Origin of the sequence: Abiotrophia defectiva ATCC 49176, from assembly GCF_000160075.2 — a bacterium.
GTDB lineage: Bacteria > Bacillota > Bacilli > Lactobacillales > Aerococcaceae > Abiotrophia > Abiotrophia defectiva.
Genome location: NZ_KI535341.1, coordinates 132,161 through 146,505 on the forward strand (window position 1 = coordinate 132,161; position 14,345 = coordinate 146,505).

A 14,345-nucleotide genomic window follows, 5' to 3' on the forward strand; every position below is an offset into this window, starting at 1 on the left:
TCTTCCTCCTCATCACGAATCGAGTCTCCTCTATCCTCTATTATTGCTAAGCGCTTACCTTAAATCAAGTCTTGTCACAGACTTCTCTATTTTTTGCTAAAACAACTATAATTTGTTAATATATGCCCTTCAGAAAAACAGTAAAAAACCCCGCGAAAGCCTTTACTTTATGCTATACTAACATTAGCACTTAATAAGGAGGTTCCCATGGCTGATTCCATTCTTCCATCTTTCCTGCGGCCCAACAAGAAGTCTAGTCTCTTAGTGCTGGCCCTCTATACCTTTATATTTAGCTTCTTGATGCCAGACGCCGGAAGCCTCTGGTCTGATTACGGCCAAATTTTAAGTAAACAAACCCACCTAATGACTGATTTTACGGCCATGGGGATGGCGGCCACCTTCTTCAATGTGGCCTGCCATTTCGTTATTGCCTACATCCTGGTCTACACCAACACGCGGTCACGTCTCAACGGTCTGCAAGTGGCAGCTGCCGGTATCTTTGCTGGCCACGCCCTCTTCGGTACCCATATCTTGAATATTCTGCCGATTTTTTATGGGGTCTACCTCTACAGTCGCTGGACCGGCCAATCCTTCGGTTCCTTGACCACGGTCAGCCTCTTCGCCACTTCGGCGGCGCCCTTTATCTCCTTCTGGGCCATCGCACCTGGCTTGTCCTGGTGGTCGCTGATTCTAGCAGCCCTAATCGGGACCGGCGTCGGCTTCATCTCAGCGCCTTTGGCTGAGCAATACCTCAAGTTCCACCAAGGCTTTAACCTCTATAACTTTGGCTTCGCCATGGGTATCATCGCCATGTTCGGGACCATTAGCTTCCGCTACTTCAAACTAGAGGCGCCTAGCCTCAGCATCCTCAACCAGGAGCATCATGGCCTCTTGGTCCTCTATTTGCTGGGCATCTTGCTAGGGCTATTTGGCCTAGCCGTCTACAAACGAACAGAAGTCAAAGCCAACTATGGCAAACTCTTGCGCCGGGCCGGCCGGACACCGGATGACTTCCTGGCTCACTTTGGCTTCGGGACGGCGGCCTTCAATATGGCCCTTAACGGCAGCCTCTACTTGCTACTGGCCCTGGCCTTGGGCGTCCAATTGAATGGGCCTATCCTGGGCGGTATCCTAGGGGTCATGGGCTTCTCCGCCTTCGGTAAGCATCCGCGTAACTGCCTACCTATCTCTGCCGGCATTCTACTAGCTGCCTTATTACTAGGCCAAGATCCCGCCCAATCCACCGTTTGGGTACCAATCTTATTCGGGACCACCCTAGCGCCAATTGCTGGACATTATGGCATCATTTATGGTGCAGTCGCAGGCTTTTTGCATTATAATATAGTGAGTATGGTCTTTAGTTTACACGCAGGCATGAGCCTCTATAACAATGGCTTTGCGGGTGGCTTTGTCGCCGCCTTCCTGGTACCAATCTATGATACCCTGCGCAGCAACCATCACGCCTATGATGATTAGAAGGAGCCCTTATGAATATCGAAAAACACAAAGCAACGCGTATTATGAAGGAGATTGTCTCCTATTTCTTAGACAATGGCCTTAATGATTTTAACCTAGACTTTAAGGCTAGCAACCAAGTCATTGAAATGACCGTCCAAGCGCCTTGCCAGGCCGAACCCGCTAGCTTCCAAGAGCTACTCAAGGATCTGCAAAGTCCACGTGAGATCGAAGTGGACGAATACTTCAACGCCCTCTTAGGTAGTCACTGCTCCGGCCATGACTACAGCTTCCTGGGCAAGGCTATTGACGAAGCTGAGGGTGGCTTCCAAGATGGGGTCTTGACCCTTACCATCAGACGTTACAAAATCAAATAATTTAGTCACTAGTAGAAAGGATTGTTTCCCCCATGGATTTTCTCCGCATGCCAGCTTATCAACTCTTCTTACATCCGATTACGGGTGGTGCCATCTGGGGCTATGTGCTCGCCATGATTTATCTGCGCTATGTCCGTCGCTTCCCACAATACAAACCGCACTTCTATGCTGCCTTGGCTGTCTTAATTTATGTAGTCCCTCTCTTCTTAACCCAGCACATCACCTTCACTCATGGTGTGTCCTGCGGATTGGCCTATGTCCTGACCCGTCTCTATGACTATGACCGGGCACAAGTTGCTAGCTAAGTAGACACGAGCTCCTCTTGAGGAGCGCTTTTTTTGTGGCTAGCTTGATAAGATTTGAGGCAAAAATATTTTGGGGCATTTTAGCTTTTGCTTAATATTTTTGGGATGACTCTTGGTAGAACAGCCATAATAGGATTCACTATAAACTTCTTGGTTTTCAGTTTTTTGATGCGAGTTGTGGTTAACCACAACTCTATGCTGAATGTTGATTAGCAAGATTCTTTTATTTTAGGCTTTGTGCCTATTAGTTTTGAGCATCTTTAGTCTTCGAACCTAAAGTAGCTATCTGGCAACGCCAGTCTTCCGCCTGGCTAGGCTATTTTCAACAAAAATTATTCTGGTCATTTTAGATTTCTGACCATATTATTCTGATGAACATTGATAGAACAGCAATAACAGGACTCTCCATCGTTTTCTTGCTTTTCAGTATTTTGATGCGAGTTCGGGTTAACCCGAACTCGACGTAATATGTTGAAAAGCAAGATAATTAAATTCCGGGTGTTTGTGGCGAGAACCTGCGATTGCCTTTCGGCATTAACACCTAAAGTGGGCATTTGGAGCTGGACCGGCTCTAGCCTGGCCAGGCCAGTCTTACAACGGATTTATCGCCTTCCACCCCTCTTTTGTCCCAAACATAAGCCTTGTCTCTACTAAAAAATACTTGGGCCACTTTAAGTTTCTCCTTGTTTTCTACGTTCTCCTCCTGCTATAAAGGCAATAAGGTATTTCCCTATGACTTTCTTGCTTTTCAAGATTGTCTACCCAGTTCGGGTTAACCCGAACTGGGCCTAAAATATTGAAGACCAAGATAACGACAAACCACCCTCCAATCTCCTGGAGGTCGCCTCTTTTCTTTCCTTGAAGGTCCTGAATCTTCACGGTATAATGATAGAGACACTGATAGAAAGGAATCGCCCGCTATGATTCTACTACAAGCCAATGACCTGGCTCGGCGCTTTGCCGATGACACCCTCTATGAAGGGGTCTCCTTCAATATCCAAACTCAAGACCGTATTGCCCTGGTGGGCCGTAACGGGGCCGGTAAGTCCACCTTGATTAAGCAAATCATGGGCGAAGAGCCAATATCGGACGGCTCCATCACCAAGGCCAAAGGGCTCAAAATCGGCTACCTGGCCCAACATGTTCGGACCGACTGGAACGACAGCCTGTCCATCTGGGATACCATGCTGGCAGTCTTCCAGGAGACGCTAGCCATACGTCAGACGGCTGAAGAAGCCGCCATGCGACTAGCCGAGTTGTCAGACGACACTCAGGCGCCAGCCTACCAGGCTGCCTTGGAGCGCTACGACCAACTCCAGGAAGCCCTAACCCAGCGCAATGCCTATGCCATTGAGTCCGATATCCGGACGGTCCTGCACGGTTTTCGTTTTTACGAAGCTGACTATGCTACGCCGGTCAGCCAATTATCCGGGGGGCAACGAACCCGCTTAGCCCTGGCTCGCATCCTGCTCATGGACTATGACCTGCTGATTCTGGACGAGCCGACCAACCACTTAGACATGACCACCCTGGCCTGGTTAGAAACTTACCTGGCTGGCTACAAGGGCGCCCTCCTCCTGGTTTCCCACGACCGTTATTTCCTGGATAAGGTGGTTAACCAGGTCCTAGAACTGCGCCATCATCGGCTCCACACCTACAAGGGCAATTACAGCTACTATGTGGAAGAGAAGGCCCTGCGCCTGGCGGCAGAAGAGAAGGCCTATGCTGCTCAACAAGCCACCATTCAAAAACTAGAAGACTTCGTCCAACGTAACCTGGTGCGTGCTTCAACGACCAAACGGGCCCAAAGCCGCCGCAAGCAGCTGGAGAAAATGGACCGCCTAGAAAAGCCTAAGCAGGACAAGCAGGCGCCCCGTATCCAGTTCCTAGCGGCCAAGGACTCCGGTGAAGATGTCCTAGCCGTCGATCATTTGGCGGTGGGCTATGAGGCTACGCCTGTCGCCCAGGATCTCAACCTCCAGGTCCGTCGCCAAGAAGCCATCGCCCTAGTGGGACCTAATGGGGTCGGCAAGACGACCTTGCTCAAGACCCTAATTGGCCAACTGCCTGCCCTGGCAGGAACCTATCGCTTTGGGACGGGCGTCCAAATCGGCTACTACGACCAGAATCTGGTCTTACCTGACGAGAGCTTAACCGTCTTAGAAACCCTCTGGCAGGCCCATGACACCACCGACGAGAAGGTCATTCGGACCATTCTTGGCAGCTTCCTCTTCTCCGGCGATGACGTCCTCAAGAAGGTCTCCATGTTGAGCGGTGGTGAAAAGGCCCGGCTCAGTCTGGCCCTGCTAGCCACCGAGCACGACAACACCCTGATTCTGGACGAACCAACCAACCACTTGGATATCGACAGCAAGGAAGTTCTGGAAGATGCCCTGATTGCCTTCGATGGCACCCTACTCTTCGTCTCCCACGACCGCTATTTCATCAACCGACTGGCGACGCAAGTAGTTGAAATCACCCCACAAGGCGTCAAAACCTACCTAGGCGACTACGACTACTATCAGGAGAAGAAGGCCGAAGAAGCCTTGATTGCCCAGAGCCAAGCTAGCCAGGCAAGCACTGAGCCTAAGACATCCAATTCAGCTAATCCGGCCCAGCAAGACTATCAAGCTATGAAAGAAGCCAAGCGTCAACGCCGCCGCCTGGAAGAAGCCGTGGATCAGGCAGACGCCAGCCACGCACAATGGGAGGCTCGCATCGCCCAACTTCACGCCCAGATGGAGACGGCTGCCCTGGCCAATGACCAAAGCCAACTAGCCCAGCTCCACCAAGACCTGCAAGAGGCTGAAGCCGCCCAACTAGAGGCCTTAGAAGCCTGGGAAAGCGCCAGCCTGGCCTTGGAAGACTTCCTGGCCTAAGTTTAAAATTTCCCGATATATCATATATGATATAATGGGAAGCTAAAAAGGCACTGAGACTTAAATCTCAGTGCCTTTTTTCATTGGCTTAAATCGATTTAGTGACCCTTAGTGCGCAAACTTTGGCCCCCAAGAAGAAAAAATAGCCTAGCTTATAGGAATAAGCCAGGCTTAGCATTGAGGGTCAGGGGACTAAATGTTTTTTGTAAATAAAGCGGATAGGCAGCTGCCCCAATCATGGCTGCATTGTCCCCACAGAGGGATAGGGGCGGAATCAAGACCTGCACATCAGGATAGCGACTAGCCAATTCTTGTTCCATACGTTGGCGGAGCCCACTGTTGGCGGCCACGCCCCCGGCCAGAATAAATTGCTTAACTGGATATTGGTCCAAGGCCTTAAGGGTCTTGCCCACCAAGACATCGACGACGGCCTGCTGGAAGCTAGTGGCTAAATCAGCCGTCACCAGCTCTTGGCCCCTTTGCTTGGCATTATGAACCAGGTTCATGACCGCACTTTTCATGCCACTAAAGCTGAAGTCCAAGTTATCTTCCTGGAGCATGGCCCGCGGCACTGGATAGGTATCCTGGCCTTGATGGGCCAAGGCATCCACATGCTTACCGGCCGGATAAGGCAGGCCCAGCAAGCGTCCGACCTTATCATAGGCTTCGCCAACCGCGTCATCCTGGGTCTCTCCCACGACTTGATAGCTTGCATGCTCAGGCATGTAAACCAACTCGGTATGGCCGCCCGAAGCAATCAGGGCCAGCAGAGGAAAGGCTAGTGGCTGCCCGATTTGACTGGCATAGATGTGGCCGGCCAAATGATTGACCGCAATCAAAGGCTTGTCGTGGACTAAGGCCAAGGTCTTGGCGGCCGTAATCCCGACTAGGAGGGCGCCGACTAGGCCCGGCCCCTGGGTGACTGCAATGGCATCAATGTCCTGCCATGTGACCCCGGCTTGTTCTAAGGCCAAACGGGTCACCTGACTGATCTGTTCCACATGGTGGCGGCTGGCTACCTCTGGCACCACCCCGCCAAAGCGGATATGGCTTTGGACCTGGGAAGCCACCACATTGGCTAAGATGGTCTGGCCGTCCTCGACGATGGCCACACTGGTCTCATCGCAAGATGATTCAAAGGCCATAATCCGAACTTTTTGACTCATGAAGGCTCCCCCTCCTTTTCTGATCGACTTAGTAATTTTTGCATAATGACCGCGTCATCCACCGGATTTTGATAGTAACGTGGCCGGACGATTAAGGTTTCAAAGCCGGCCTGCTGGTAGAGCCCCAGGGCTGCTACATTAGCCTGGCGCACTTCCAAGAAGACATGGCGGATGCCCCGATGGGCTAGTTGATTTAAGACGAAATCCAGGAGCTGGCGCCCCAGTCCCTGACCTCGCAAGTCAGCTTGGATATAGACTAGGTTGAGGGTGGCTTCATCCAAGACATGGTGGAGGCCGACATAGCCCCGCACCTGATCATGGTCTAGCAGCAGATAATACTCGGCCTGGTCCAGTTGGAAGTCGCCCCGACTCTGAGCTTCATTCCAGTGCAAGGCCTGATTGCCTTCAATAATGACCTGACGGAAGGCCTCGGGTAGCTGGGCGCCGGTAAAGGGCACCACCTGATAATGTTTGCTGTCCATGCCGACACCTCCTATTGCTGACAGTCGTAGACCATGAAGAGGGCGTCCTCCTGCATGGTGTGGTAGTAGTTGGGCACTAGGCGCTCGATTTCAAAGCCTAGCCCCTGGTAAAGGCTTTGAGCGGCCTGGTTGGTCGCCCTAACCTCTAAGGTCACCCGCCGGCTGCCGATTTGGCTGACGCAACGACACCAGCGTTGCACCAGGCGACGGGCATAGCCCTGGCGCCGAAAGCGCGGGTGGATGAAGAGATGGCTGATGTGGGCGGTCTTTTGCTGGCAACGGCCAGAAATCAGGCCCTGAATATGGCCATCAATTTCCAGCACCCAGTAGATGGCATAGAGATTATAACGGAAGTCGGTCCGGAAATCCTTGAGGGTCCAGGCCAAAAAGCCGTCGTAGCAGAGTTCTTCCAGGGCCACTAGCTCAGGCAAATCTTCTTCGACTAATGGCCGTAGATAGGCCCCCGCTCCCAAGGGCTGGGGCGGGAACTGGCTGATGTCAAGGGCTGCATGACGCTTGGGTGGCGTTTGACTCGCTTCCTCAGGCCTACGGCCTAGCACCCGCTCCTGCCAGAACTCACGAATAATAGTGGATAAGTGCTGCATGGTCGACACTGGCGCCTCCTTCTTTGGCTAGCCATTCCTGTTCCGCCAGGGTCAAATGGCCATAGACAGGCTCCAAGAGGGCCGGCTCTACCACCCGCTCATGGGCGACTTGCTGGAACTTGTCGGTATGAGGATAGGCGGTCCAACCTTCCACCGTCTTAAGGCTGACATCTGGCAAGGCTTGGCTAAAGGCCTCAGCGAAAGGTGCCAGATGCTGGCCAATCATCACGACTTGGGCTCCGGCCTGCAAATGCTGGCTAGCCTCCGAGCTCAGCCAAGTCTGCCAGTCGGCATGGCAATCCGCCGTCACCGCCACCAGCCCCTGGTCTGTCTGCTGATAGAGGGCCGTGTAGGCTGACAAGCGGCGGGCATCCATGAGGGGAATAATGTAATCTCCTACAGGAACGCTGGCTTGAGCTGCTAGCAGGGCCAGGGAAGACATCTGATAGAGGGCTAGACCCAGACTGTCCGCCCAGGTTTTAGCCAGGGTCACCCCAATCCGCACGCCGGTATAAGAGCCAGGCCCTACCCCCACATAGAGGCTATCCACGGCTTGGCAGTCCACATTGCAATCCTCCAGCAACTGGGCCACAACCGGCACCAAACGCTCCCCATGCTGTTTGCCAGCCGCTAAGCTGGTATGTCCTAGCACCCGGTCCGCATCATCTATGACTGTCACTGACAGTGCCTCCGTCGCCGTATCTAATGCAAGCTTGGCCATGCCGCTCGCCTCCTTCTCTGAATTTATCACCTATCTATTTTAACACAATGTGACCAGCAACTGAAGAGGCCAGAAGCTAGAAAACCAGCCTTTTGCCCTCTCTCGTCAAGCCACAAGAAAAAGCGTTGGAGCCCTCAGGTTACCAACGCTTTTTTTATCTACTCTATCAATAGACTGGCTTATTTTACTTGTGCTGCTAAGGCATCGTGAACAAATTGTACTTCGGTCCCGATAATGACTTGCACGTTCTTTTTGTTGAGGACACGCGTTGCAACAGCACCGGTAGATTTGATCTTAGCTTCGTCAACCTTGCTAGTGTCAGCTAAGGTTAAGCGTAAGCGAGTAGCACAGTGGTCAGTTGCTTCAATGTTGTCCTTGCCACCTAAACCTTCAATTAATAAAGGAATGTTGAAGTCGCTAGCTTTAACGGTCATGTTAGCATCGCCTTCAGTAGACTCATCTTCTTCACGACCTGGAGTGGTGAAGTTGAATTTCTTGATTAAGAAGTCGAAGACCAAGAAGTAAACTGCGAACATTACCACACCTAAGACAATCAAGAGCCAAGGATTGTTAGCCATTGGCAAGCGGCTAGTTAAGACAAAGTCAATCAAACCAGCACTGAAGTTGAAGCCTGCAGTAGCATGTAACAAGGCTGCAATTGTCAAGGATACCCCTGTTAAGACAGCGTGCACCAAGTAAAGAACAGGTGCTAGGAACATGAAGGAGAATTCAAGTGGCTCGGTAATCCCGGTTAAGAAGGAAGCCAAGACAGCTGCTACTAAGAGGGCTGAGACAGCTTTTTTCTTGCTGTCTTTGGCGTTGCGGTACATTGCCAAAGCAGCCCCTGGTAAACCAAACATCATGACTGGGAAGAAACCAGCTTGGTACATACCAGTTTGACCTAGAACCCCAGTGTTACCCCAGAAGTTCCCGATATCGTTAATCCCAGCTACGTCGAACCAGAATACAGCGTTGAGGGCATGGTGTAAACCAACTGGAATCAAGAGACGGTTGAAGAAACCATAGATACCAGCACCGATTGCGCCCAAGCCAACAAATGACTTACCAAAGGCAACTAAAGCACTGAAGACTGCTGGCCATACGAAGAGCAAGACAAGGGCAGCAAGTGATGCTACAAGACCTGCCATGATTGGCGCAGAACGACGACCGCTGAAGAAACCTAGAGCGGTTGGTAATTTAACATCTTTGAAACGGTTATACATTTCCCCACCGATGATCCCTGATAAGATCCCGATGAAGGCGTTAGTGCTCTTAGAGAAAGCCAAAGCCACTTCTTCTGGTTTTACCCCTTGTAATTGAGCCACAACATCCTTAGATAGGATAGTCGTGATAATTAAGAAGGCTACCAAACCACTGAGACCGGCTGCCCCGTTCTTGTCTTTGGCTAAACCAACAGCCAAACCAACGGCGAATAAGAGTGGAATTTTGTCGATTAAGACTAAACCTGCTTGAATCAAGAAGACTGCTACTGGGTTGGTCCCGGTTTGGCCTGGAACACCTAAACCAGCAGGGCTAATCCAGTAACCAATCCCCATTAAAATGGAAGCCACTGGTAAAATGGCAACAGGTAGCATCAAAGAGCGACCCATTTTTTGTAAATATGACATCATTGTTTTTTCCTACTTTCTATTTATCTTAATACTGATTGTCCCATACGGAAATAAGTATGTCGCTTCCCTCTAATTGCTAGCGACAAGGCCAGAATATTCTCTGGATCTGGCATGCGTCCGTAGGAACCATCGCCAATGTGATGAATATCTGTACCCACGCGTTTGTTGGCTAGCGCAAATTCGCGAATGGTCCCACTATCGGCACTTTCCTGACTGGTGCCAATGGTTGAGATAACTAAACCGCCCAAGTCCTTGACCTGCTCGGCAATCCGCGCCACCTGGTCTTCTCTGACTCCTGGCACGGTCCCCACACTTGGAATCAAGACGCCATCCGCACCTGCTGCCATATAGGCTAACAAATGCGCTTCAGAGACCACCTTCTCGCCGGTCCCGGCACTGTGCATCTTACCTGCAAAGACCAGTCCCTTGAAATGCTGCTTAGCTAGCCGCACCGTGGCTTCAATGGCCTGATGACTAACCCCTGTCGAAGGGTTACCCGTCAAGACCAAGAAATCAAATCCCTCTCGGTTAGCGGCTTGGAAGTTCTCTACCGTGGCACGTCGGCCCTCAGGTAGGTCAATCCAATCTTCTAGCGCTTCAGCACTTGGATCAACAGGTTCTAAGTTCAACCCCATAGGTCTACCGGTTAATTCCTTGAGATAGGCAATGGGCGCGTCCATTGCAGGCAAACTATGGATAAATTTAGTGGATAGATCATATTCATTCAATAATAGCATATCCGCACTAAATGCCCGCATCATCTCCGCATTGCTCACCCCTTCAATTAGCGGCGCCTTAGTAACCACTGTCTCCGCCAAGATAATACGGCCTTCACTGGCCTTAATGGCTTGTTTTAGTTCCGCGGCTGTCAAAGTTTTGACCTCGCTGGCTGTGCAAGACAACAAACGTTTATGAGCCATGCTTCTCCTCCTTTCCAGATATTTTTGAAACGTATTCTAGGATACGTCTTGCCTTCATTATAGTCCTGAAACCCCTTAATGTAAAGCCTTTCTCCCCTAAATTCAGCACATCACTAATTGAGATAAATTTCAGCTTAATTTTGACTCGACTTCCTAAAGGCAACACTTGGGCGATAAAACTATAAGCTATCTAATCCGCACTATTGTGACACTTTTTTGTCTAGTCCAATTACAAAAATAAGGTTAGGACAAAATCCTAACCTTATGGGCTTATTGATTAAATTGGCTTTGATAGAGCTCGTAGTAGAAGCCCTTGGCTGCCAAGAGGCTGTCGTGATTGCCTTGTTCTACAATCTGGCCGTCACGTAAGACCAAAATCTTATCGGCTTCCTGAATGGTCGACAGACGATGGGCAATAACGAAGCTGGTCCGCCCCTCCATCAAGCGGCTCATGGCCTTCTGAATGAGGAGCTCCAGACGGGTATCCACTGACGAGGTGGCCTCGTCCAGAATCAGAATCTTAGGATCTGCCAGCAAGGCCCGGGCGATTGTCAGCAGTTGCTTCTGACCCAAGGAGATATTGCTGGATTCCTGGTTCATCTTCATATTGTAACCACCCGGCAAGGTCCGAATAAAGTGATCCACGTTAGCGGCCTTGGCTGCTTCCACGATTTGTTCATCAGTAGCGTTTAAGTTACCGAAACGCAGATTGTCCTTAATGGTCCCTTCATAGAGCCAGGCATCCTGGAGCACCATGCCAAACTGCTGGCGTAATTCCTGACGTGGCAAGTCCCGGATATCCAAGCCATCCACCAGGATAGCCCCCTGGGTCACATCATAGAAGCGCATGAGCAAGTTAATCAGGGTTGTCTTACCGGCGCCCGTTGGCCCGACAATGGCAATCATTTGACCGGGTTCAACTTCTAGGTTGAAGTTACGAATCAGAGGCTTATCTTCCTGGTAGTGGAAGGCCACATCCTGGAAGCTGACCCGCCCTGTTAGCGGTCCTGCCAAATGAGCCTTAGCACTCACCACTTCTTCGGGCGCATCCATCAATTCTAGAATCCGGTCCAGGGAAGACTTAGCTGACTGCAAGGCACCTGTCAGCTGGGTGATCGTCTGAATAGGTTGGTTGACCTGCCAGACATACTGGACGAAGGCTTGCAGGTTCCCGATAGTCAGCACCCCTTGCAAGACGGCCAAGCCTCCCAGCAGCGCTAGGAGCAAGTAGGTCATGTGGGAGATGAAGCCTACCAGCGGCATGACCATCGAAGACACCATGGTCGCCTTAAAGCCTACTTGTTGTAAATTTTGGGTAATGTCATAAAATTCCTGGGCGGATTGTTCTTCCCGGCCATAAAGCTTGATGACATTAAAACCCGTTAGGTTCTCCTGGACAAAGCCATAGAGGCGACCTAAGGCGTCGGCCTGGCCCTTGAAATAAGGCTGAGATAGAACCAGGACCTTCTTAGCCACCCAATAAGACAGTGGCATAGAGATAATGACCACTAAGGCCAAGCTTGCGTTAAGCCAAATCATCATGGCTATCACCAAACCAAGGGTGAAGACGGCATTGACAATTTGGAGCAGGCTCTGCTGCAAGGCATTGGAAACGGACTCCACATCACCGGTCATACGACCCAAGAGGTCACCAAACTGATGTTGGTCCACATAGGAGACCGGCAGGCGATTGAGTTTCTGGTTCATGGCCTGACGTAGATCCCGAATCGTCCCTTGGACGGCATTGGTGATGGCCACATTAGCTAGATAGGCTGACACTTGATAAGTCAAACCACGGAAGAAGTAGATAACTAGAATCCAGCCAATATAGGCGTAGTTGAGGCTAGCGCCCGGTAGCTTTTGCAGGATGGCCACACTCCCCCGCGAGATTTCCGTCAGGGCCAAACCCCAAATGAAGGGTTCCAAGACGGAGGCAATGTCGCTAACAATGGTCAAGAGGATTGCCCAGAAATAAGACAAGCCATAAGGCTTCATATAAGGCAGGAGGCGTTTGATACTAGATACTTTTTTATTCATCTTACATGGCCTCCTCATCTAGACTGGCTTGCTTAAGCTGAGAATTGGCGATATCACGGTAAATCTCATTGCTAGCCATTAATTCTTGGTGAGTCCCACGACCCACGATTTCGCCCTTGTTGAGGACGATGATTTGGTCAGCATTCATAATGGTCCCCACGCGTTGAGCCACAATCAAGACGGCGGCCTCTTGGGTCACTTCCTTGAGCCGCTTACGCAGTTGGGCGTCAGTCTTATAGTCCAGGGCCGAGAAGGAATCGTCGAAGATATAGATATCAGGACGCTTCACTACAGCACGCGCAATAGACAAGCGTTGCTTCTGACCCCCTGACAGGTTGCTGCCGCCCTCTTCTAGGAAGGCTTCATAGCGTTCAGACCGGCTATGAATAAATTCCCGCGCCTGGGAGATATCGCTGGCCTTCTCCAACTCGCCTTCGCTGGCATTCCATTTGCCATAGCGCAAGTTATCGCCGATGGTCCCGGTAAAGAGCAGGGACTTCTGCGGGATAAAACCAATCTTCTGGCGCAAGGCCTGGAGGTTATAGTCGCGGACATCGACGCCATCCACCAGGATTTTCCCCAGAGTCACATCATAGAAGCGCGGAATGAGCTGCACCAGAGAGGACTTACCGCTCCCGGTCGACCCGATAAAGGCGATGGTCTGGCCAGGCTTAACTTCAAAGCTAATATTATGAAGCACCGGACTCTCCGTCTCACCTGGATAGGCAAAGGTCACATTCTCGAAGCTTAGATAGCCCTTAGTTTCCGTCTCAGTCACCCCGTTGGGATTTGGATCAATGGAAATAGGTAGATCCATGACTTCCTGCAGCCGGGCTGCTGATACGGCGGTCCGCGGATACATCATGAAGAGGTTGGCGAAGAGCATAAAGGAGAAGAGAGCATGGAAGGCATACTCTACAAAGGCTACCAGATTCCCTACTTGGAGCGAACCCTGAGCGATTGGCTCCAAGGCAAACCAAACAATGGCTACAATCATCCAAATCAAGATATGGACGAAGAGTGGGTTGGCCCAACCCATTAACTTGAAGAGACGGGACGAGGTCTCGGTATAGGATTGGTTTTGCTCATCGAAGCGTTGCTCTTGGAAATCCTCGCGCGCAAAGGCCCGGATAACCCGCAAACCAGATAGGTTCTCGCGGGCATACTGGTTAATCTTATCTAGTGTCTTCTGTTGTTGCTTAGACAGGGGCGTCGACTTTCTGGCCAAAAACCAGATGGAAATGGCTAGCGGTGGCACCGCCAATAAAATCAACCAGGCCAGGGACGGGCTGGTTACCAGAATCATGACCATGGAAGATGCTATCATAAAGGGGGTAATCATCCCCAGACGCAGACTTTGGTCGGCAAATTGCATGAGGGCGAAGGCATCCGAAGTTATCCGGGTTACCAAACTAGAAATCCCAATCTGCTCATATTCATGGTGGGAGAACTGCTGAATTTTGTCATAGAGATCATTACGCATCTCCCGAATCATCTCGGTAGTCAGCTTGCTGGCGGTGTAGGAGAGCAGAATGCGCCCCGCTACACCGGCCAGAATCACTAGGAACATGATGACAGACCAGTAATAGAGTCGGCTAACATCGTGAGGTAGGATGGCTTCGTCTACCATCCGGGCCAGGATGGTCGGCAGGCCCAAGTTAACTAAGACAAAGAAAAAAGCCCCTAAGAAATCTAGAAACAAGAGCTTGGGATGCTTGCGTAAATAACGCCAAATGTACTGCATATAGAACCTCCTTTTTGTTATTG

12 protein-coding genes are annotated in these 14,345 nt (G+C 50.9%); 4 read left to right on the forward strand and 8 right to left on the reverse strand.

Features of this window, described 5'->3' with window-relative positions:
- Positions 1-207 precede the first annotated feature (207 nt).
- The 4 genes from GCWU000182_RS08090 to abc-f all read left to right on the forward strand — a co-directional run bounded on the left by GCWU000182_RS08090 (position 208) and on the right by abc-f (position 5,016).
- Complete coding sequence (locus tag GCWU000182_RS08090; RefSeq protein ID WP_023392328.1) at positions 208-1,476, forward strand: DUF1576 domain-containing protein; 1,269 nt, start codon at positions 208-210, stop codon at positions 1,474-1,476.
- Between the two features lie 11 nt (positions 1,477-1,487).
- Positions 1,488-1,832: a hypothetical protein gene (locus GCWU000182_RS08095; protein ID WP_023392329.1), complete on the forward strand. Its 345-nt coding sequence runs from the start codon at positions 1,488-1,490 to the stop codon at positions 1,830-1,832.
- Between the two features lie 32 nt (positions 1,833-1,864).
- Positions 1,865-2,137 (forward strand): hypothetical protein, encoded by a 273-nt coding sequence (locus GCWU000182_RS08100; RefSeq protein WP_023392330.1) that lies wholly within the window; start codon positions 1,865-1,867, stop codon positions 2,135-2,137.
- Between the two features lie 920 nt (positions 2,138-3,057).
- Positions 3,058-5,016: a ribosomal protection-like ABC-F family protein gene (abc-f, locus tag GCWU000182_RS08105; protein WP_023392333.1), complete on the forward strand. Its 1,959-nt coding sequence runs from the start codon at positions 3,058-3,060 to the stop codon at positions 5,014-5,016.
- 152 nt (positions 5,017-5,168) lie between these two features.
- On the opposite strand, the gene tsaD is transcribed toward abc-f, so the two are convergent.
- The 8 genes from tsaD to GCWU000182_RS08145 all read right to left on the reverse strand — a co-directional run bounded on the left by tsaD (position 5,169) and on the right by GCWU000182_RS08145 (position 14,322).
- A complete protein-coding gene (gene tsaD / locus GCWU000182_RS08110; RefSeq protein ID WP_023392334.1) occupies positions 5,169-6,182 on the reverse strand; it encodes a tRNA (adenosine(37)-N6)-threonylcarbamoyltransferase complex transferase subunit TsaD in 1,014 nt (337 codons plus the stop codon).
- A complete protein-coding gene (gene rimI / locus GCWU000182_RS08115) occupies positions 6,179-6,664 on the reverse strand; it encodes a ribosomal protein S18-alanine N-acetyltransferase (protein ID WP_023392335.1) in 486 nt (161 codons plus the stop codon). Before rimI (GCWU000182_RS08115) ends, tsaD begins: the two co-directional genes overlap by 4 nt.
- 11 nt (positions 6,665-6,675) lie before the next feature.
- Entirely contained in the window at positions 6,676-7,269 is a 594-nt protein-coding gene (rimI, locus tag GCWU000182_RS09720; protein WP_023392336.1) for a ribosomal protein S18-alanine N-acetyltransferase, read from the reverse strand.
- A complete protein-coding gene (gene tsaB, locus GCWU000182_RS09725) occupies positions 7,241-7,990 on the reverse strand; it encodes a tRNA (adenosine(37)-N6)-threonylcarbamoyltransferase complex dimerization subunit type 1 TsaB (protein WP_051372959.1) in 750 nt (249 codons plus the stop codon). The genes rimI (GCWU000182_RS09720) and tsaB overlap by 29 nt, the downstream gene beginning before the upstream one ends.
- Before the next feature lie 179 nt (positions 7,991-8,169).
- Complete coding sequence (nagE, locus tag GCWU000182_RS08130) at positions 8,170-9,618, reverse strand: N-acetylglucosamine-specific PTS transporter subunit IIBC (protein WP_246269768.1); 1,449 nt, start codon at positions 9,616-9,618, stop codon at positions 8,170-8,172.
- Between the two features lie 23 nt (positions 9,619-9,641).
- On the reverse strand, positions 9,642-10,541 hold the full coding sequence (locus GCWU000182_RS08135) for a DUF7916 family protein (protein WP_023392339.1): 900 nt from the start codon (positions 10,539-10,541) through the stop codon (positions 9,642-9,644).
- A gap of 270 nt (positions 10,542-10,811) precedes the next feature.
- Positions 10,812-12,578 carry an ABC transporter ATP-binding protein gene (locus GCWU000182_RS08140; RefSeq protein ID WP_023392340.1) on the reverse strand — a complete coding sequence of 589 codons (1,767 nt, stop codon included), beginning with the start codon at positions 12,576-12,578 and terminating at the stop codon, positions 10,812-10,814.
- A gap of 1 nt (position 12,579) precedes the next feature.
- Complete coding sequence (locus GCWU000182_RS08145) at positions 12,580-14,322, reverse strand: ABC transporter ATP-binding protein (RefSeq protein WP_035364817.1); 1,743 nt, start codon at positions 14,320-14,322, stop codon at positions 12,580-12,582.
- Positions 14,323-14,345 lie beyond the last annotated feature (23 nt).